The organism is Pseudomonas sp. TSRC2-2 (genome assembly GCF_049897785.1).
Lineage (GTDB): Bacteria > Pseudomonadota > Gammaproteobacteria > Pseudomonadales > Pseudomonadaceae > Aquipseudomonas.
In genome coordinates this window covers 97,847-116,892 of the sequence record NZ_JAFCWZ010000002.1, presented here as the reverse complement: position 1 = coordinate 116,892, position 19,046 = coordinate 97,847, and the positions used below count along the sequence as shown (strand labels likewise).

General features: G+C 61.5%; 22 protein-coding genes. 20 read left to right on the top strand and 2 right to left on the bottom strand.

The features are described from left to right. Positions 1–109: 109 nt before the first annotated feature. The 10 genes from ACP7D9_RS03550 (at position 110) to ACP7D9_RS03505 (ending at position 9,305) form a co-directional block, all read left to right on the top strand. Entirely contained in the window at positions 110–481 is a 372-nt protein-coding gene (locus tag ACP7D9_RS03550) for a chemotaxis response regulator CheY (RefSeq protein ID WP_024012118.1), read from the top strand. 18 nt (positions 482–499) lie between these two features. Continuing rightward, complete coding sequence (locus ACP7D9_RS03545; protein ID WP_016771058.1) at positions 500–1,288, top strand: protein phosphatase CheZ; 789 nt, start codon at positions 500–502, stop codon at positions 1,286–1,288. Positions 1,289–1,325: 37 nt separating this feature from the next. Beyond that, a complete protein-coding gene (locus ACP7D9_RS03540; RefSeq protein ID WP_426155709.1) occupies positions 1,326–3,596 on the top strand; it encodes a chemotaxis protein CheA in 2,271 nt (756 codons plus the stop codon). A gap of 49 nt (positions 3,597–3,645) precedes the next feature. Beyond that, positions 3,646–4,782 (top strand): protein-glutamate methylesterase/protein-glutamine glutaminase, encoded by a 1,137-nt coding sequence (locus ACP7D9_RS03535; RefSeq protein WP_426155707.1) that lies wholly within the window; start codon positions 3,646–3,648, stop codon positions 4,780–4,782. After that, positions 4,782–5,522 (top strand): flagellar motor protein, encoded by a 741-nt coding sequence (locus tag ACP7D9_RS03530; protein WP_039763601.1) that lies wholly within the window; start codon positions 4,782–4,784, stop codon positions 5,520–5,522. The genes ACP7D9_RS03535 and ACP7D9_RS03530 overlap by 1 nt, the downstream gene beginning before the upstream one ends. Positions 5,523–5,537: 15 nt before the next feature. Further along, on the top strand, positions 5,538–6,428 hold the full coding sequence (motD, locus tag ACP7D9_RS03525; RefSeq protein ID WP_101158655.1) for a flagellar motor protein MotD: 891 nt from the start codon (positions 5,538–5,540) through the stop codon (positions 6,426–6,428). Positions 6,429–6,471: 43 nt separating this feature from the next. Continuing rightward, the gene (locus tag ACP7D9_RS03520; protein WP_312996822.1) at positions 6,472–7,260 is read left to right on the top strand and encodes a ParA family protein; all 789 of its coding nucleotides are present in this window, start codon (positions 6,472–6,474) and stop codon (positions 7,258–7,260) included. Between the two features lie 118 nt (positions 7,261–7,378). Then, positions 7,379–8,332, top strand: a complete 954-nt coding sequence (locus tag ACP7D9_RS03515; protein WP_426155704.1) for a CheW domain-containing protein — start codon at positions 7,379–7,381, stop codon at positions 8,330–8,332. Positions 8,333–8,422: 90 nt separating this feature from the next. Continuing rightward, entirely contained in the window at positions 8,423–8,908 is a 486-nt protein-coding gene (locus tag ACP7D9_RS03510) for a chemotaxis protein CheW (RefSeq protein ID WP_016771050.1), read from the top strand. A 1-nt stretch (position 8,909) separates the two neighbouring features. Continuing rightward, positions 8,910–9,305: a DUF2802 domain-containing protein gene (locus tag ACP7D9_RS03505; protein ID WP_101158658.1), complete on the top strand. Its 396-nt coding sequence runs from the start codon at positions 8,910–8,912 to the stop codon at positions 9,303–9,305. A 106-nt stretch (positions 9,306–9,411) separates the two neighbouring features. On the opposite strand, the gene ACP7D9_RS03500 is transcribed toward ACP7D9_RS03505, so the two are convergent. Continuing rightward, positions 9,412–9,741 carry an EscU/YscU/HrcU family type III secretion system export apparatus switch protein gene (locus ACP7D9_RS03500; protein WP_101158659.1) on the bottom strand — a complete coding sequence of 110 codons (330 nt, stop codon included), beginning with the start codon at positions 9,739–9,741 and terminating at the stop codon, positions 9,412–9,414. Beyond that, on the bottom strand, positions 9,738–11,312 hold the full coding sequence (locus ACP7D9_RS03495) for a flagellar hook-length control protein FliK (protein ID WP_312996840.1): 1,575 nt from the start codon (positions 11,310–11,312) through the stop codon (positions 9,738–9,740). The genes ACP7D9_RS03500 and ACP7D9_RS03495 overlap by 4 nt, the downstream gene beginning before the upstream one ends. Before the next feature lie 197 nt (positions 11,313–11,509). On the opposite strand from ACP7D9_RS03495, the gene ccmA reads away from it, so the two are divergent. The 10 genes from ccmA to ACP7D9_RS03445 all read left to right on the top strand — a co-directional run bounded on the left by ccmA (position 11,510) and on the right by ACP7D9_RS03445 (position 18,903). Then, positions 11,510–12,145 carry a cytochrome c biogenesis heme-transporting ATPase CcmA gene (gene ccmA / locus ACP7D9_RS03490; protein WP_426155701.1) on the top strand — a complete coding sequence of 212 codons (636 nt, stop codon included), beginning with the start codon at positions 11,510–11,512 and terminating at the stop codon, positions 12,143–12,145. Continuing rightward, positions 12,142–12,810: a heme exporter protein CcmB gene (gene ccmB, locus ACP7D9_RS03485; RefSeq protein ID WP_039763615.1), complete on the top strand. Its 669-nt coding sequence runs from the start codon at positions 12,142–12,144 to the stop codon at positions 12,808–12,810. Before ccmA ends, ccmB begins: the two co-directional genes overlap by 4 nt. 97 nt (positions 12,811–12,907) lie before the next feature. Beyond that, complete coding sequence (locus ACP7D9_RS03480; RefSeq protein ID WP_426155699.1) at positions 12,908–13,663, top strand: heme ABC transporter permease; 756 nt, start codon at positions 12,908–12,910, stop codon at positions 13,661–13,663. After that, the gene (gene ccmD / locus ACP7D9_RS03475; protein ID WP_426155697.1) at positions 13,660–13,836 is read left to right on the top strand and encodes a heme exporter protein CcmD; all 177 of its coding nucleotides are present in this window, start codon (positions 13,660–13,662) and stop codon (positions 13,834–13,836) included. Before ACP7D9_RS03480 ends, ccmD begins: the two co-directional genes overlap by 4 nt. Continuing rightward, positions 13,833–14,288, top strand: coding sequence for a cytochrome c maturation protein CcmE (ccmE, locus tag ACP7D9_RS03470; RefSeq protein WP_016771044.1), 456 nt, complete (start codon positions 13,833–13,835; stop codon positions 14,286–14,288). The genes ccmD and ccmE overlap by 4 nt, the downstream gene beginning before the upstream one ends. Positions 14,289–14,291: 3 nt before the next feature. Continuing rightward, the gene (locus ACP7D9_RS03465; protein ID WP_426155695.1) at positions 14,292–16,280 is read left to right on the top strand and encodes a heme lyase CcmF/NrfE family subunit; all 1,989 of its coding nucleotides are present in this window, start codon (positions 14,292–14,294) and stop codon (positions 16,278–16,280) included. Further along, complete coding sequence (locus tag ACP7D9_RS03460) at positions 16,277–16,813, top strand: DsbE family thiol:disulfide interchange protein (protein ID WP_426155693.1); 537 nt, start codon at positions 16,277–16,279, stop codon at positions 16,811–16,813. Before ACP7D9_RS03465 ends, ACP7D9_RS03460 begins: the two co-directional genes overlap by 4 nt. After that, positions 16,810–17,280, top strand: coding sequence for a cytochrome c-type biogenesis protein (locus tag ACP7D9_RS03455; protein WP_101158663.1), 471 nt, complete (start codon positions 16,810–16,812; stop codon positions 17,278–17,280). The genes ACP7D9_RS03460 and ACP7D9_RS03455 overlap by 4 nt, the downstream gene beginning before the upstream one ends. Further along, positions 17,277–18,476 carry a c-type cytochrome biogenesis protein CcmI gene (gene ccmI / locus ACP7D9_RS03450; protein WP_426155691.1) on the top strand — a complete coding sequence of 400 codons (1,200 nt, stop codon included), beginning with the start codon at positions 17,277–17,279 and terminating at the stop codon, positions 18,474–18,476. The genes ACP7D9_RS03455 and ccmI overlap by 4 nt, the downstream gene beginning before the upstream one ends. 25 nt (positions 18,477–18,501) lie before the next feature. Then, the gene (locus ACP7D9_RS03445) at positions 18,502–18,903 is read left to right on the top strand and encodes a hypothetical protein (RefSeq protein WP_329515978.1); all 402 of its coding nucleotides are present in this window, start codon (positions 18,502–18,504) and stop codon (positions 18,901–18,903) included. Positions 18,904–19,046: the final 143 nt, after the last annotated feature.

Genomic DNA, 19,046 nt, shown 5'->3' with positions numbered 1-19,046 from the left:
GATCCGTTGTGCTCCAGACAAACTTCGAGTGCTATGCCGATTGATTGAAGTGGCGTGTCCAGGTGCTGGGCGCGTTTAAGACTGCTTGGAGGTCGAATTGAACAAAGACATGAAAATCCTCATCGTTGATGACTTCTCAACGATGCGGCGGATCATCAAGAACCTGCTGCGCGATCTTGGGTTCACCAACACCGTCGAGGCCGACGATGGCACCACTGCCATTCCGGTGCTCAACAGCGGCAGCATCGACTTTCTGGTAACGGACTGGAACATGCCGGGCATGACCGGTATCGACCTGCTGCGTCACGTGCGCGCCGATGAAAAACTCAAGCACCTCCCGGTGTTGATGGTGACTGCTGAAGCCAAGCGCGAGCAGATCATCGAGGCCGCTCAGGCCGGCGTGAACGGTTACGTGGTCAAACCTTTCACGGCTCAAGCGTTGAAAGACAAAATCGAGAAGATTTTCGAACGCATCGGCTGATGAATGCGCGGGGGAGCTATGGAGCATAACGAATCATCCCAGGGCGATTTTGAATCGACCCTGAAAAAACACGCGGTCGAACTGGTCGAGAGCCTTGAAAAAGGCAAGTTCGGCGACGCGGTGCAACTGATCCATGAGCTCAATCAGACCCGTGACCGCGGCCTGTATCAGGAAGTGGGCAAGCTGACACGTGAACTGCACAGTGCGATCGTCAATTTCCAGATCGATCCGCACATGCCGCAAGCCGAGGAGGTGTCGCAAATCACCGACGCCACCGAACGCCTGGGCTATGTGGTCAAGCTGACGGAAGCCGCGGCCAACCGCACCATGGATCTGGTGGAAAGCGCCACGCCGGTGGTCAACAGTCTGGCTGATGAAGCGCAGACCTTGAGCGCCGATTGGGGCCGCTTCATGCGTCGCGAGGTCGGGGCTGAAGAGTTCCGCGAACTGGCGCGCCGGGTCGACGGTTTTCTGTCACGCAGCAGCACGGACAACCGTGCGGTGTCGAGCAACCTCAACGACATCCTGCTGGCTCAGGATTATCAGGACCTCACAGGTCAAGTGATCAAGCGCGTGACCCAACTGGTCACCGAAGTCGAAAGCAATCTGCTCAAACTCGTGCTCATGGCCAGTCAGGTCGACCGCTTTGCGGGCATCGAACATGACCGCGCCGCAATGCTTGCTGAAAAAGATCCACAAAAACATCTCTCGCAGGGTGAAGGTCCGCAGATTCATGCCGATAAACGAGAAGACGTTGTGTCCGGTCAGGACGATGTGGACGATTTGCTATCCAGCCTTGGATTTTGAAGTTTAGGTTTTTAGACCTGTTAGGAGCACCCCATTAATGAGCTTCGGCGCCGATGAAGAGATCCTTCAGGATTTCCTGGTTGAGGCCGGCGAGATTCTTGAGCAACTGTCCGAACAACTGGTCGAGCTGGAAAGCCGCCCGGATGATGCAGATCTGCTCAATGCAATTTTTCGCGGTTTCCACACTGTAAAAGGGGGCGCCGGCTTCCTTCAGCTCAATGAGCTGGTGGAGTGCTGTCACATCGCCGAAAACGTGTTCGACATCCTGCGCAAGGGTGAGCGTCGCGTTGATGCAGAACTGATGGACGTTGTGCTCGAAGCGCTGGACGCGGTGAACAGCATGTTCAGCGAAGTCCGCGAACGTGCACCGATCACTGCCGCCACGCCGGAGCTGCTGGCCGCGCTGGCGCGTCTGGCCGAGCCGCAATCGACTGACGAGGCCGTGGCCGCACCGGTGGAAGTGGTCGAAGAGCCGGTCGCCGAAAGCGCGTCGGACGACATCACCGATAACGAATTCGAACAACTGCTGGACTCGCTCAATGCCGTGAAGGCCCAGGCCGAAGCCCCGGCTGCTGCTGTGGCGCCCGCGCCGGTTGCCGACACGGCGGCCAGCGATGAAATCACCGACGCCGAATTTGAATCGCTGCTCGATCAACTGCACGGCAAGGGCCAGTTTGCGGTGGATGCGGTCGCTGCGGCGGCACCAGCAGCGCCGGCCGCGCCTGCTGCAGGCGACAGCTCGGACATCACCGACGACGAATTCGAAGCCTTGCTCGATCAGCTGCACGGCAAGGGCAACTTCGCCGTTGACGCGCTGGAGTCGGCCATCGCTTCGGCACCGGCAGCACCTGCTGCACCGGCAGCCGCTGCCGCCGGTAGCGACCTGATCAGCGATCACGAATTCGAATCGCTGCTCGACGAATTGCACGGCAAAGGCAAGTTTGACGCCAGCGCTGCGACTGCAGGCTCTGCGTCGAGCGTCGCCACGCCAGCGGCAAAAGCTCCGGCGGCCGCTGCTGCGCCGAAACCTGCGGCCAAGCCTGAGCCGAAAGCCGAGACGCCGAAACCGGCCGCCGCTGCTGCACCGGCGCCGGCCCGTGCGCCAGCTGCCGCCCCGGCAGAAAAACCGGCCAGCGAAGCTGAAACCACGGTACGTGTCGACACCGCGCGGCTCGACGAGATCATGAACATGGTCGGCGAGCTGGTGCTGGTGCGTAACCGTCTGGTGCGCCTGGGCCTCAACAGCGGCGACGAAGCCATGTCCAAAGCCGTGTCGAACCTCGACGTGGTCACCGCTGACTTGCAGACCGCCGTGATGAAAACGCGGATGCAGCCGATCAAGAAGGTCTTCGGGCGCTTCCCGCGTCTGGTTCGCGACCTCGCGCGGCAGCTCAAGAAAGAGATCAACCTGGAACTGGTGGGTGAAGAAACCGACCTCGACAAAAACCTTGTCGAGGCCCTGGCCGACCCGCTGGTCCACTTGGTGCGCAACGCCGTCGACCACGGCATCGAATCGCCGGAAGAACGCGAAGCGTCGGGCAAGGCCCGTGGCGGTCGCGTGGTGCTGGCGGCCGAGCAGGAAGGTGACCATATCCTGCTGTCGATCTCCGATGACGGCAAAGGCATGGACCCGAATGTCCTGCGTTCGATCGCGGTAAAACGCGGTGTGATGGACAAGGACGCGGCCGATCGCCTGAGCGATACCGAGTGCTATAACCTGATTTTCGCTCCGGGTTTCTCGACCAAGACCGAGATCTCCGACGTGTCCGGCCGTGGTGTCGGCATGGACGTGGTGAAGACCAAGATTTCCCAGCTCAACGGTTCGATCAACATCTACTCGACCAAGGGCCAGGGCTCGAAGATTGTCATCAAGGTGCCGTTGACGCTGGCGATCATGCCGACGCTGATGGTCATGCTCGGCAATCAGGCGTTCGCGTTCCCGCTGGTCAACGTCAACGAAATCTTCCACCTCGACCTGTCGACCACCAATGTCGTCGACGGTCAGGAAGTGGTGATCGTGCGCGACAAGGCGCTGCCATTGTTCTACCTCAAGCGCTGGCTGGTCAGCTCCGCCGCTCACGAAGAGCAGCGCGAAGGCCATGTGGTGATTCTTTCGGTGGGCACTCAGCGGATCGGCTTTGTCGTCGATCAACTGGTGGGCCAGGAAGAAGTGGTCATCAAGCCATTGGGCAAAATGCTCCAGGGCACTCCGGGCATGTCCGGCGCCACCATCACTGGTGACGGCCGCATTGCGCTGATTCTCGATGTTCCAAGCATGCTCAAGCGTTACGCCACAAAGCGTATTTGAATCCGGGACGGCGGCGCGATGACGCGCCGCTGCACCTAATGGAGTGTTTATGGCAGTCAAAGTCCTGGTGGTGGACGATTCGGGTTTTTTCCGCCGCCGCGTCTCGGAAATTCTTTCGGCGGATCCGAGCATCCAGGTGGTCGGCACGGCCACCAACGGTAAAGAGGCGATCGATCAGGCCATGGCCCTCAAGCCTGACGTGATCACCATGGACTACGAGATGCCAATGATGGACGGCATCACGGCAGTGCGGCACATCATGCAGCGCTGCCCGACCCCGGTGTTGATGTTCTCCTCGCTGACGCACGAAGGCGCGCGGGTGACCCTCGATGCGCTGGACGCCGGCGCGGTGGATTTCCTGCCGAAGAATTTCGAAGACATCTCGCGCAACCCCGAGAAGGTCAAGCAACTGCTGTGCGAGAAAGTCCACAGCATCTCGCGCAGCAATCGTCGTTTCAGCGCCTACAGCGCGCCGGCGCCTGCCGCCGCGCCAGCACCGACGCCTGCCCCGGCAGCGTCGAGCTACGGTAGCCAGAGCAGCTCTGTCCCGGCGCGTCCGGCGCCTGCGCCAGCACCTGCTCGCGCATCGGCTGCCAGCGCTTCGTCGTCAGCCCCGAAACGCAAAGCCTACAAACTGGTTGCCATCGGTACTTCGACGGGCGGCCCGGTTGCGCTGCAGCGTGTACTGACCCAATTGCCGGCGAACTTCCCGGCGCCGATCGTGCTCATTCAGCACATGCCGGCGGCGTTCACCAAAGCGTTTGCCGAGCGCCTCGACAAGCTCTGCCGCATCAGCGTCAAGGAAGCCGAGGATGGCGACATCCTGCGTCCAGGCCTGGCGCTGCTGGCGCCGGGTGGCAAGCAGATGATGATCGACGGCCGTGGCGCGGTGAAGATTTTGCCGGGTGACGAGCGTCTGAATTACAAGCCGTGCGTTGACATCACGTTTGGCTCGGCGGCGAAATCCTACGGCGACAAAGTGCTGGCAGTGGTTCTCACCGGCATGGGCGCCGACGGTCGCGAAGGTGCGCGTCTGCTCAAGCAGGGCGGCAGTTCGGTGTGGGCGCAGGACGAGGCCAGTTGCGTGATCTACGGTATGCCGATGGCCATCGTCAAAGCCGATCTGGCTGACGCGGTGTACGGTCTGGACGATATCGGCAAGCATATCGTCGAGGCGTGTATCTGATGGATGTTCTCAGCCTTATCGGACTCATCATGGCGTTCGTCGCCATCATCGGCGGCAACTACCTTGAAGGTGGCCACCTCGGCGCACTGGCCAACGGCCCGGCGGCGTTGATCGTGCTGGGCGGCACGGTCGGTGCTGCGCTGCTGCAATCGCCGATGAGCGCGTTCAAGCGCGCCATGCAGATTCTGGCGTGGATCTTCTTCCCGCCGCGTGTCGACCTCGCCGGCGGCATCGACCGTGTGGTCAATTGGAGCCTGACGGCACGCAAGGAAGGCCTGCTCGGTCTTGAAGGCGTGGCCGACGCCGAACCCGACAGCTACTCGCGCAAGGGCCTGCAACTGCTGGTCGACGGCGCCGAGCCGGAAGCGATTCGCAGCATTCTCGAAGTGGATTTCTACACTCAGGAATCCCGTGATATCGAAGCGGCCAAAGTCTTTGAAAGCATGGGCGGGTACGCGCCAACCATCGGCATCATCGGTGCAGTGATGGGCCTGATTCACGTGATGGGCAACCTCGCCGATCCGTCGCAACTGGGTAACGGCATCGCTGTGGCGTTCGTTGCGACCATCTACGGCGTGGCCAGTGCCAACCTGATCCTCTTGCCGGTCGCGGCCAAGCTCAAGTCCATCGCGTTGCGGCAGTCGCGTTATCGCGAAATGTTGCTGGAAGGAATCCTGTCGATCGCCGAAGGTGAAAACCCGCGCTCTATCGAGCTGAAGCTTCAGGGCTTCATGGATTGATGGGGGAAATGGACCATGGCTCGTCGCAGGCACCAGGAAGAACACGTTAACCACGAGCGCTGGCTCGTGTCGTACGCCGACTTCATCACATTGCTGTTCGCGTTCTTCGTGGTGATGTACTCGATCTCGTCGATCAACGAAGGCAAGTACAAAGAAATTTCCGAAGCGCTGGTCGGCGTCTTCAAAGACTCCGACCGCGCGCTCAAACCGATCCAGATCGGCGACGAGCGGCCGAAAACCGTGACCCCGGCCAAGCCGCTGGTCAAGGATGCCGAGCAGGTCGACGCCGGTATCGCAGGCGCCAGTGATCCGCTGAAAAGCATCGCCGATGACATCAGCGCCGCGTTCGGTGACTTGATCAGCTCCAATCAGATGACCGTGCGCGGCAACGAACTGTGGGTGGAGATCGAACTCAATTCCAGCCTGTTGTTCGGCAGCGGCGACGCGATGCCGAGCGACATCGCGTTCAACATCATCGACAAGGTCGCGGCGATCCTGAAACCGTTCGACAACCCGATCCACGTCGAAGGCTTCACTGATGATCAGCCGATCCGCACCGCGCAGTACCCGACCAACTGGGAGCTGTCCTCGGCGCGTTCGGCGAGCATCGTGCGCATGCTTGCCATGCAGGGCGTAAACCCTGGCCGACTGGCGTCGGTGGGCTATGGCGAGTTCCAGCCTGTGGCCAACAATGCCACGGTCGAAGGCCGGGCGAAGAACCGTCGCGTGGTGCTGGTGGTGTCGCGCAATCTTGATGTGCGCCGCAGCCTCACCGGCACCGGTACCGCCAATGCGCAACCGGATGCGGCGTTGAAGCGCGCTGGCACACAAACTGCACCGACCCCGGTCAAGACGCCGGGACGCGAGAGTGCCGTCAATTCTCCGTCGCCCGCATTAACACGCTGAAGCATGTCTCGGCCAGCCAATCTGGCCGGGAGGAACGAACTGAATGAGAGTCTGGGCAGTCGCCAATCAAAAGGGTGGTGTCGGTAAAACCACATCCTCCATCGCTCTAGCCGGGTTGCTGGCCGAGGCGGGCAAGCGCGTGGTTGTGGTCGATCTTGACCCGCACGGCTCGATGACCAGCTATTTCGGCTACGATCCCGACAGTCTGGAACACAGCAACTACGACCTGTTTCTGCACAAGGGCAGCGTGCCGCAAGGCTTGCCGGGGCAATTGCTGTTGTCGACCAGCGACGAACGCATTTCGCTGTTGCCGTCGAGCACCGCACTGGCCACCCTCGAGCGCCAGTCGCCGGGGCAAAGTGGTCTGGGCCTGGTGATCGCCAAGAGTCTGGCGCAGCTGTGGCAGGACTTCGATTACGCCATCATCGACAGCCCGCCGTTGCTCGGCGTGCTGATGGTCAACGCCCTCGCGGCGAGCCAGCAACTGGTGATCCCGGTGCAGACCGAGCACCTGGCCGTGAAAGGTCTGGAGCGCATGGTCAACACGCTGGCGATGATCAACCGCTCGCGCAAACAGCCACTGCCATTCAGCATCGTGCCGACGCTGTTCGACCGCCGCACGCAAGCCTCGATGCACACTTTGCGTGTGCTGCGCGACAAATTCCCTGACGATATCTGGCACGGCTATATCCCGGTCGACACCCGTCTGCGCGACGCCAGCCGAGCCGGCGTCACGCCTTCGCAGTTCGACGGCAAGAGCCGTGGCGTGCTGGCCTATCGAGCGCTGCTCAAGCACCTGCTCGCGCAGCAACTTGTTCCGCAGGTGGCTTGAGCATGATCCTTATTCGTGTAGGAGTTGCCGAAGGCTGCGATCTTTTGATCTGGCCTGTCAGTGCTCCTGAAAAGATCAAAAGATCGCAGCCTTCGGCAGCTCCTTCAGGGAGTCGCGCATGAACCGCCCAGTGAAACTCACGTCACGTCCGCAACAGGCCTTGCAGTCCTATCTGGAAGACCTGCTGCTCGACCTGCCCGAGGACTTGCCTGCGCCGGTCGAAGCGCTGCCGCCAGTCGCGGAGCAGGCGCAGCCTGAAGCGGTGCAAAGCACCGAAGCCATGGACGAATTCCAGGCCGCCGTGCTCGAAGAGCAGGCCCGTGACGCGCAGAAATCCTTCACTCCGATTGCCGCGCCCGCTGCTGCGTCAGTGGCCAAAGCACCGGCCGCGCTGATCGATGAACCGCGCGCGCCGCTGTCGACGCTGGCGCCGCTGCTGCAAACACAATTATTGACCGTGCCGGAACCCGAGCCGGAGCCAGAACCCGAGCCGCCAGTTGCGCAGCCGCAGGTGCTTATCCCGCCGCTGGTCGAGGTGCATCTGCCACCCAACAACCCGCCGCCACCGATCGAACCCGATGGGCGTCCGGCCTGGGCCGCCGAAGCCTTCGAATGCTTGCTGTTCGATGTGGCCGGGCTGACGCTCGCTGTGCCGCTGGTGTGCCTGGGCTCGATTTATTCGCTGGCCGGGCACGAGCTGACGCCGCTGTTTGGTCAGCCGGAGTGGTTCCTCGGGATTCTGCCGAGTCAGGCCGGCAATTTGAAAGTTTTGGACACCGCCCGCTGGGTCATGCCGGATCGCTACCGCGATGACTTCCGTCAGGGCCTGCAATACGTGATTTCGGTACAAGGTTACGAGTGGGGGCTGGCGGTGCATCAGGTCAGCCGCTCGTTGCGCCTGGACCCGAATGAAATCAAATGGAGAAGTCACCGGGGTCAGCGGCCATGGCTTGCCGGCACCGTGATCGAGCACATGTGTGCATTGCTTGATGTATCCGCGCTGGCCGAGTTGATCGCCAGCGGCGGGGCGAAGCACATGAGCGGCAACAAGCCGCTACATAAACCGACTTAGCAGCCGACATAACTATCAGGCGATGGCATTGTTCAATGCCACCACACAGAACACACACCGCCCAGGGCGGTTTTTTCGAGGGGTCAGGGTATGAGTAGTCAGGCGTCGAATGCAAAAGGTTCTGAAGATCCGATCCTGCAATGGGTGACCTTCAAACTGGATAACGAAACCTACGGCATCAACGTGATGCGCGTACAGGAAGTGCTGCGCTACACCGAGATCGCGCCGGTGCCGGGTGCGCCGAGCTACGTGCTGGGTATCATCAACCTGCGCGGCAACGTGGTCACCGTGATCGACACCCGTCAGCGCTTCGGCCTGCACAGCGGCGAGATCAGCGACAACACCCGTATCGTCATCATCGAAGCCGACAAGCAAGTCGTTGGCATCATGGTCGACAGCGTCGCCGAAGTGGTTTACCTGCGTCAGTCGGAAATCGAAACTGCACCGAACGTTGGTAATGAAGAATCGGCCAAGTTCATTCAAGGCGTGTGCAACAAGAACAACGAGCTGCTGATTCTGGTCGAGCTGGACAAGATGATGAGCGAAGAAGAATGGTCGGAACTGGAGAGCATCTGATTTGATTCTCGAGGTTGCGGTAATTGTTCTGTTCCTGTTCTGGGCCGGCACGCTGGCGATGTTCGTCTCATACATCAAGGCGCAGCGGGTAATCGCTGCGCAGCAGGCCCAGGGCGATGCGCTGCGTGATCAGCGCATCAAGGACCTGGCCAAACGTGTCGACGATTACCAGAACGGCAACGTGCGCATGGGCGAAGCCCTGCACGAGTTGCGCGCGGTGGTGAGTCCGTTGCCGGACAAGATCGTTGCGCTGGAGCAGCGCGACCCGTCGAGCCTGTCATTCGCCCAGGCGGCGAAACTGGTGGGCATGGGCGCCAGCGTCGATGAGCTGACTCAGTCGTGCGGGTTGACCCAGGCTGAGGCGCAATTGATGCGCAAGTTGCACAAGGGCAGCTAGGAGCTTCAAGCAAGAGCAAAAGATCGCAGCCTTCGGCAGCTCCTACATCGGGATTCGCGTTTCCCTGTAGGAGCTGCCGAACGCTGCGATCTTTTGCTTTAAGGGTTCAATAATCATCCCCACGTGCGGTGATGTCCTTCTCGACCATCGGCGCGTCCGGGTCTTGTCCCTCAGGGAATTTGCCTTTCAGATTCCACGCAAACGCAATGATTTCGGCGATGGTGCGATAGAGCTCTTCCGGGATGCTGTCGCCCAGTTCCATTCGCGCGAGCAGGCGCACCAGTTCGGCGTTCTCGTAGATCGGCACTTCGTAATCGCGGGCGATGCGCAGGATTTCTTCGGCCAGTTCGTCGTCGCCCTTGGCGGTGAGGGTCGGGGCGTGGTTGCCGTCGTATTTGAGGGCAATGGCCTGGCGTGGGGCAGTGGAATCGTTCATGCGGTTTCGTCGACCCAGCGATGTTCGAGGCGGGTTTGGTTGCCTTGCGGCGGGGTGCCGTGGTGGCAGTCGAGGTCGCCGACGTTGAGCCCGGAATCGAGCAAGCGCTGGCGCAGGGCAAATAGATTGTTTTCGATCAGGTCGGCGGTGTGCGGCCGCTCGGCCCAGAGCTGACTGGAGAGGCTGCCGGCGATCAGTTGCGCTTGAATCTGCAGCGGCCCGAGCGGCTCCAGATCGAAGGCCAGATCGACGCGCCACAGTTGCTGTTTGGCTTCGCGCTCATCGCGACGTTCGTGCGGTTGCGGTTCGCGCTCCGGCGCCTCTTCACGCTGGAACTTGACCTGCAACGGCACGATGTCCTGCAGGTTGCGCATGGGTATTTCCAGCTGCCAAGTGCTCAGCAGGCGGCCATCGTCGGTGACGCCGGTCTGTTCCAGGCTCGACAGCTGATGGCTCTGCAGACGCGACACTGCTGCAGCAGCGAGGCGCAGCAGTTGTTCGAGATCACCTTCGCCTTCCAGCTTCGCCAGCAATCGTTCGGGCAACGGGAAGCTGCTCGGCACCGGTTTGGCGCTGACCTGGCCAAGGGTGCCGAGGGCGTTCCGGACGAAACTCGGCAGCGCTTGCGCCAAGGTGTTGGCGGCGATGATCGCGTTGAAATTGGTGTTGCTCGGCAGGCCCGGGGTCAGTTGCGCGATCAGCTTGAGCAGGTCGGCCTTCATGTCCGGGGCGAGGGTCGGGTTTTGTCCACCGAGCAACTTCGCTTCGAGGAACGCGCCGCTGTTGGCCAAGGCCAGCGCCACGCCTTTGGCGGTACTCATTTGCTGCACGTCGGGCAGGCTGGCGAGCAACTTGTCGACCACCGCGCGCAGATCAGCCGAAGTCCGATCGCTGGAGGGCGGCAGGTTCTGCAACAGCTTCAGCAACCCGTCGAGCGAGCCCTGGCGACTTTGCTGACCGAGCAATTGCTGGCTGACCGCCAGTTGCTCCTGACGGCTGCTCAGCGGCACGAATCTGAGGGTCTGCGCATCCTGCACCTGCGCCGACAACAAGGTGCCGATACGCAGTGGCTGCGGGCTGTCGACGGTCAAGGTGCTGCCGCTCAACGCGGTGTTAAGCAGGGTCACCATCGAGCGAAACACTGCCGCTTGTCCCGGTGTCTGTGGCAATGCCTGCGAGGTCACGACTTTGCCTTGCAGCAAGGTGCCGGCGGGCAATTGCGCGGTATCGATGCGGGTGAGGGTGGCGACGCTGCTGGCAATCGCTTGCTGCACGGTGATCGCCAGATTGCCGGCCGACGGCTGAGTGATCGCCAGGTTGGTGCCCTGCGGCAACGGCAGGTTGCTGCTGGCCTGCACGGTGGTCTGGCGACCGCTGTCGAGGGTCACTTTCAACAGCAATTCGAAGGTCTGATCGGCCTGCTTGAGCGACAACACCTCGGCCTTGGCGCTTTGCCCCGCGCCGATCAAGCCCTCGACCGGCGTCAGCAACTTGAGCAGTTCACCCATCTGCGGGCGAGCGCTCGCCGGCACGGTGGGCGGCAGCGGGAGGATGTTCATTTCGCCTGTCATACGCGGACACAACCTGAGGAAATTGCACTCTTGGGAGTAAGGCACGGCATGTATAATGCCGCGCGTCGTGCGCTTCGTTCAAAAAACCTGGCATTTGTTTGATCCAGCTCGCCAGATCGAGCAATCAAAGCATCTATGCTGCATCTCTTTAACGGCCACTCTAGAGCCGACTTGAACCGTATAAGGCCCGTGATCCCTTGACCAGTCCTGTCCTGCAAACCGTTGCCCTGGCGTGTGAACGCGACCTGCGGCTGCTTTTCGAAAACCTCGAATTGCGCCTGGCCAGTGGCGACATGGTGCAGATCAGCGGCCCCAACGGCAGCGGCAAGACCAGTCTTTTACGTCTGCTGGCCGGTTTGATGCAACCCACCGACGGTCAGGTTCTGCTCAATGGTCAGCCGCTGACCGGGCAACGCAACGAACTGGCACGCAATCTGTTGTGGATCGGCCACGCTGCCGGGATCAAGGATCTGCTCACGCCCGAAGAAAACCTCTCCTGGCTCTGCGCCCTGCATCATCCCGCTGAACGCGAGGCGATCTGGCAGGCGCTGGCAGCAGTAGGATTGCGCGGCTTCGAAGACGTTCCCTGCCACAGTCTTTCCGCCGGCCAACAGCGCCGCGTTGCGCTGGCGCGGTTGTATCTGGACAGCCCGCCGCTGTGGATTCTCGACGAACCTTTCACCGCGCTGGACAAGCAGGGCGTCGCGCAACTGGAAGTACACCTGGCCGGCCACTGCGAGCGCGGTGGGTTGGTGGTGCTGACCACGCACCACACCCTGAGCCGCATGCCGGCCGGTTATCGCGACATCGATCTGGGGAAATGGGCGGTATGAGTGTCTTCGGCCTGCTGCTTGCCCGCGAATCGCGACTGCTGTTCCGCCGCCCGGCGGAGCTGGCCAATCCGCTGATTTTCTTCGCCATCGTCATCGCACTTTTCCCGCTGGCCGTCGGCCCGGAAACTCAAGTCTTGCAAAACCTGTCCCCGGGGTTAGTCTGGGTGGCCGCATTGTTGTCGGTCCTGCTTTCGCTGGACGGATTGTTTCGCAGTGACTTCGAAGACGGCTCGCTGGAACAGTGGGTCCTTTCGTCGCACCCGCTGCCGCTTCTGGTCCTGGCCAAGGTGCTGGCACACTGGCTGTTCTCCGGTCTGGCGCTGGTGCTGCTGTCGCCGCTGCTGGCGTTGATGCTCGGTTTGCCGGCCGCATGTCTGCCGGTACTGCTGCTGTCGTTGCTGTTGGGCACGCCGGTGTTGAGCCTGCTCGGTGCAGTCGGCGCGGCGCTGACGGTCGGTCTGAAGCGCGGCGGTCTGTTACTGGCGTTGCTGATTCTGCCACTGTACATCCCGGTGTTGATCCTTGGCAGCGGCGCGTTGCAAGCGGCATTGCAAGGCATGCCGGCGACCGGTTACCTGTTGTGGATGGCCAGCCTGACAGCGCTGGCGATCACCCTGACACCCTTTGCAATAGCCGCTGGCCTGAAGATCAGCGTCGGCGAATAATAATGAGGCCTGGTCAAAAATTGACCACTTCTGACAGAAGAAAGGCATGACCCTCTGCCAGCTCGCGATGATGAGCGGCAACCGTGATGGAAACAGTATGAACTGGACCTGGTTTCACAAGCTCGGCTCACCCAAGTGGTTCTACGGTATCAGCGGCAGGTTTCTGCCGTGGTTGAGCATCGCAGCGTTGCTGCTGATCGGTGTTGGCGTGGTCTGGGGGCTGGCGTTCGCGCCGCCGGATTACCAGCAAGGCAACAGCTTTCGCATCATCTATATCCATGTGCCAGCGGCGATGCTCGCCCAGTCGATCTACGTGATGCTCGCGGTGTGCGGCGTGGTCGGGCTGGTGTGGAAAATGAAACTGGCCGACGTCGCCCTGCAATGCGCTGCACCGATCGGTGCGTGGATGACCGCCGTGGCGCTGGTCACCGGGGCCATCTGGGGCAAGCCGACCTGGGGCTCGTGGTGGGTGTGGGACGCGCGCCTGACCTCGATGTTGATTCTGCTGTTTCTGTATTTCGGCGTGATCGCGCTGGGCAACGCCATCAGCAATCGTGACAGTGCCGCCAAGGCCTGCGCGGTGCTGGCCATCGTTGGCGTGATCAACATTCCGATCATCAAATACTCGGTGGAGTGGTGGAACACCCTTCATCAGGGCGCGACCTTCACCCTTACGGAAAAACCGGCGATGCCGGCGGAAATGTGGCTGCCGCTGTTGCTGACGGTGCTGGGTTTCTACTGCTTCTTCGGCGCCGTGCTGTTGCTGCGCATGCGTCTTGAAGTGCTCAAGCGCGAGGCCCGCGCCAGTTGGGTGAAGACTGAAGTGCAGCAGAGTCTGGAGGCGGCGCGATGAGTTTTGCTTCATTCGGCGATTTTCTCGCCATGGGCCATCACGGCCTGTATGTCTGGTCGGCCTACGGCATCTGCCTGACGGTGCTGGCCCTCAACGTGGTAGCGCCGATTGCGGCGCGCAAGCGTTATCTGCAACAAGAGGCGCGTCGTCTGCGCCGGGAGAACGGCCAGTGAACGCGCTGCGCAAAAAACGTCTGATCATCATTCTGGCCATCCTGGTCGGGGTCGGTGCTGCTGTCGGCCTGGCCCTGAGTGCGTTGCAGGAAAACATCAATCTGTTTTACACGCCGACGCAGATCGCCAACGGTGAAGCGCCGCAGGACACACGCATCCGCGCCGGCGGCATGGTCGAGGCCGGTTCGCTGCAACGGTCAAAGGATTCGCTGGACGTCAAATTCGTCGTCACCGATTTCAACAAATCCGTGACCATCGCCTATCGCGGCATCCTCCCGGATCTGTTCCGCGAAGGGCAGGGCATCGTCGCCCTCGGCAAGCTCAACGCTGATGGCGTGGTGGTCGCCGATGAAGTGCTGGCCAAGCACGACGAGAAGTACATGCCGCCGGAAGTGACCAAAGCGCTGAAAGACAGCGGTCAATCCGCGCCGACGCCTGTGAAGGAGGGTTGATCGATGGCCGCCGCACTGTTTATTCCCGAGCTGGGCCATTTGGCCATGATCCTCGCACTGTGTTTCGCCCTGGTACAAGCGGTGGTGCCGATGCTCGGCGCGTGGCGCGGCGACCGCTTGTGGATGAGCCTGGCGCAACCGGCGGCGTGGGGGCAATTTGCCTTTCTGCTGTTTGCCTTTGGCTGCCTGACTTATGCGTTCATGACTGACGATTTTTCCGTCGGCTATGTGGCGATGAACTCCAACAGCGCGCTGCCGTGGTACTACAAATTCAGCGCGGTGTGGGGCGCCCACGAAGGTTCGCTGTTGCTGTGGGCGTTGATCCTTGGTGGCTGGACCTTCGCGGTGTCGGTGTTCTCCCGGCAGTTGCCGCAAGTCATGCTCGCCCGCGTGCTGGCGGTGATGGGCATGATCAGCACCGGTTTCCTGCTGTTCCTGATTCTGACGTCGAACCCGTTCTCGCGGATCCTGCCGCAAATTCCCGCCGACGGTCGCGACCTTAATCCGTTGCTGCAAGACATCGGCCTGATCGTGCATCCGCCGATGCTGTACATGGGCTATGTCGGTTTTTCCGTGGCATTCGCATTTGCCATCGCAGCACTGCTCGGCGGACGTCTCGATGCAGCGTGGGCGCGGTGGTCGCGGCCATGGACCATCGTCGCCTGGGCCTTCCTCGGCATCGGCATCACCCTCGGTTCGTGGTGGGCGTATTACGAACTCGGCTGGGGCGGCTGGTGGTTCTGGGACCCGGTGGAAAACGCCTCGTTCATGCCATGGCTGGTCGGCACCGCGCTGATTCACTCGCTGGCCGTCACCGAAAAACGCGGCGTGTTCAAGAGCTGGACGGTGTTGCTGGCGATTGCCGCATTCTCGTTGAGCCTGCTCGGCACTTTCCTTGTACGCTCGGGCGTGCTGACCTCGGTGCACGCGTTTGCCTCGGATCCCGAGCGGGGCGTCTTCATCCTGATCTTCCTGCTGTTTGTGGTGGGCGGTTCGCTGACGCTGTTCGCACTGCGCGCGCCAGTGGTGAAAAGTCAGGTCGGTTTCAATCTGTGGTCGCGTGAAACCTTGCTGCTGGGCAACAACCTGGTGCTGGTCGTCGCTGCATCGATGATTTTGCTCGGGACGTTGTATCCGCTGATTCTCGATGCCATCAGTGGCGCCAAACTGTCGGTCGGCCCGCCGTACTTCAATGCGCTGTTCATTCCGTTGATGGCGTTGTTGATGCTGGTGATGGCAGTCGGCGTGATCGTGCGCTGGAAGGACACGCCAGTGAAATGGCTGGCAAGCATGCTCACGCCCGTGCTGCTCGGCAGCGTCGCGCTGGCCGTGGTGGCCGGCGTGGCGTATGGCGATTTCAACTGGGCGGTGATTGCGACATTCCTGCTCGCCGCGTGGGTGTTGCTCGCAGGCCTGCGCGATCTGTTCGACAAGACCCGCCACAAGGGCTTGATCAAAGGTTTGCCGACGCTCACCCGCAGCTATTGGGGCATGCAGATCGCCCACCTCGGCATCGCCGTGTGCGCGCTGGGCGTGGTGTTGTCGAGCCAGAACAGTGCCGAGCGCGACCTGCGTCTGGCGCCGGGCGAGTCGATGGATCTGGCGGGCTATCAGTTCGTCTTCGAAGGTGCCAAGCATTTCGAAGGGCCAAACTTTACCTCGGACAAAGGCACCGTCCGCGTCATCCGTGATGGCAAGGAAATCAGCGTGCTGCACCCGGAAAAACGTCTGTACACCGTGCAGAACTCGGTGATGACCGAAGCCGGCATCGATGCCGGTTTCACCCGCGATCTCTACGTCGCCCTCGGCGAGCCACTGGATAACGGCGCCTGGGCCGTGCGCGTACACGTCAAACCGTTCGTGCGCTGGATCTGGTTCGGTGGCTTGCTCACCGGGTTTGGCGGTTTGCTGGCGGCGCTGGATCGACGTTATCGGGTCAAGGTGAAAAGCAAAGTGCGCGAAGCACTGGGCATGACAGGAGCGGCGGCATGAGGCGTTGGTTGATGTTGTTGCCGCTGGCGATTTTCCTGCTGGTGGCGGTGTTTCTGTATCGCGGCTTGTATCTGGATCCGGCGGAGCTGCCGTCGGCGATGATCGACAAGCCGTTTCCGGAGTTTTCCCTGCCGAACGTGCAGGGCGACAAGACCTTGACCAAGGCCGACATTCTCGGCAAACCGGCGCTGGTCAATGTCTGGGGCACCTGGTGCATCTCCTGCCGGGTCGAGCACCCGGTGCTGAATAAACTCGCCGAGCGCGGCGTGGTGATCTATGGCATCAACTACAAGGACACCAACGCCGACGCGTTGAAATGGCTGGCCGAGTTCCACAATCCGTATGCGCTGGATATCCGTGACGACGAAGGCTCACTGGGCCTCAACCTCGGTGTCTACGGCGCGCCGGAAACCTTCTTCATCGACGCCAAAGGCATCATTCGCGACAAGTTCGTCGGGGTGATCGACGAGCAGGTCTGGCGCGAAAAACTCGCGGCCAAGTATCAGGCGCTGGTCGATGAGGCCAAGCCATGAAGCGTTTTCTCGCAGCAGTGGTGTTGGGCTTGAGCCTGGCTGGTGTCGCCCACGCGGCCATCGACACCTACGAATTTGCCAAAGAGGGCGACCGTGAGCGTTTCCGCGAACTGACCAAGGAACTGCGCTGCCCGAAATGCCAGAACCAGGACATCGCCGACTCCAACGCACCGATCGCCGCCGACCTGCGCAAAGAGATTTTTCGCATGCTCGGCGAGGGCAAGGACAATCAGCAGATCATCGACTTCATGGTCGATCGCTACGGTGATTTCGTCCGCTACAAACCGGCGCTCAATTCGAAGACCGCGCTGCTCTGGTTCGGCCCGGCCGGGCTGTTGCTCGGTGGTTTTGTGGTGATCGCGCTGATCGTGCGCAGGCGTCGCGGGCAACGTGCCGAAACGCCCACATCGCTGTCTGCCGAAGAACGTCAGCGCCTCGACCAACTGTTGGATAAAAACCAAGAATGATTGATTTCTGGCTCGCCGCAGGGCTGTTGCTTCTGGTCGCCCTGAGTTTTCTGCTGATCCCGGTGCTGCGTGAACGTCGTGCCCAGCGGGAAGAAGACCGTACCGCGCTGAACGTCGCGCTGTATCAGGAACGGGTTGCCGAGCTGCAGGCGCAGCAGGCCGAAGGCGTGCTCGACGCGGCGCAACTGGACAGCGGTCGCGCGGAAGCTGCGCGTGAATTGCTGGCCGATACCGAAGGCGCCGCCGCGCCGCGTGTCTCGCGCCTGGGCAAACCGTTGCCGTTGCTGGCCGCGGTGTTGGTGCCGCTGCTGGGCCTTGGTCTGTACCTGCATTTCGGTGCCGCCGACAAGGTGGAACTGACCCGCGAGTTTGCCCAGGCACCGCAGTCGATGGAGGAGATGACCCAGCGTCTGGAGCGTGCGGTTGCCGCTCAGCCGGATTCTGCTGAAGGTCTGTATTTCCTCGGCCGTACCTACATGGCTCAGGACCGCCCGGCAGACGCGGCGAAGATGTTCGAACGCGCCGCCAACCTCGCCGGTCGCCAGCCGGAGCTGCTCGGCCAGTGGGCGCAGGCGCAGTATTTTGCTGACGGTAAAAAGTGGTCGGAAAAGATTCAGAAACTGACCGACGAAGCGCTGAAGGCCGATCCGAAAGAAGTCACCAGCCTCGGTCTTCTCGGCATCGCCGCGTTCGAAGGCGAGCGTTATCAAGAAGCGATCGATTACTGGAATCGCCTGCTCGCGCAACTGCCGCCGGATGACAACTCTCGCGCGGCGCTGCAAGGCGGCATCGAGCGTGCCGCCGAACGCCTGACAGCCAGCGGTGGCAAGGTTGCCAAGGCTCCGGCGCCGAAAGCTGCGTTGCTGACAGTCAGCGTCGATCTGGCCAGCGAACTCAAAGGCAAGGTGCAACCGGGCGACAGCGTGTTCATCTTCGCCCGCGCCACTTCAGGCCCACCTGCGCCGCTGGCGGCTAAACGCCTGACCGTGGCGGATCTGCCAGTGACCGTCGAACTGGGTGATGCCGATGCAATGATGCCGCAGTTGAAACTGTCGAACTTCCCTGAAGTCCAACTGGTTGCGCGCATCTCACGAGCCGGTCAACCGACTGCCGGTGAGTGGATCGGTCGCAGCGGCCCACTGGCCAGCAGCATCACCGCGCCACAAACACTGACCATCGACAGCCCGGACAAATAATCGGGCAAACAAGGAAAGCACCGCCATGCACACCATCGCCCGAATCACAGTCCTCACACTGGCCCTGGGCTTGAGTGCATGTGCGGTGCAACGCCCGGAACCGACCACCAGCCTGCCGCCGATCCCGCCGTCGCAACCGAGCCCGACCCCGTCGACCTCGCCGACACCGGGCAAAAGCATCCCGGCGAAACCGGCAAAACCCGTCCCGCGCACCTCAGCCAGTTTCGCCCCACCACCGGGCGGCAACAGCCACTGGGATCAGAAACTCGGCGTCTACGTCCTCGACGACCAGACCAACACCTTCTACCGCCAGCGCACCTACTACCGCTGGAATAACGGCTGGAGCCGCTCGGTCAGCCCCAACGGCCCGTGGGAAGACACCAACATCCACGGCGTCCCGCCGGGGTTGGGCAAGAAGTTTCAGTGACATCGGGAAAGCAATCTGCGCTCGCGGCGTCACTTGCCGTGAATCTTTGACGGTCCCGCTTGAGTTTTAAGTGAAGCGCTGCAACAGTGGCGCGATGTGAGTCTATTATCCTGTGCGTTAAATCCGCAGGATGAAAAGTGGGG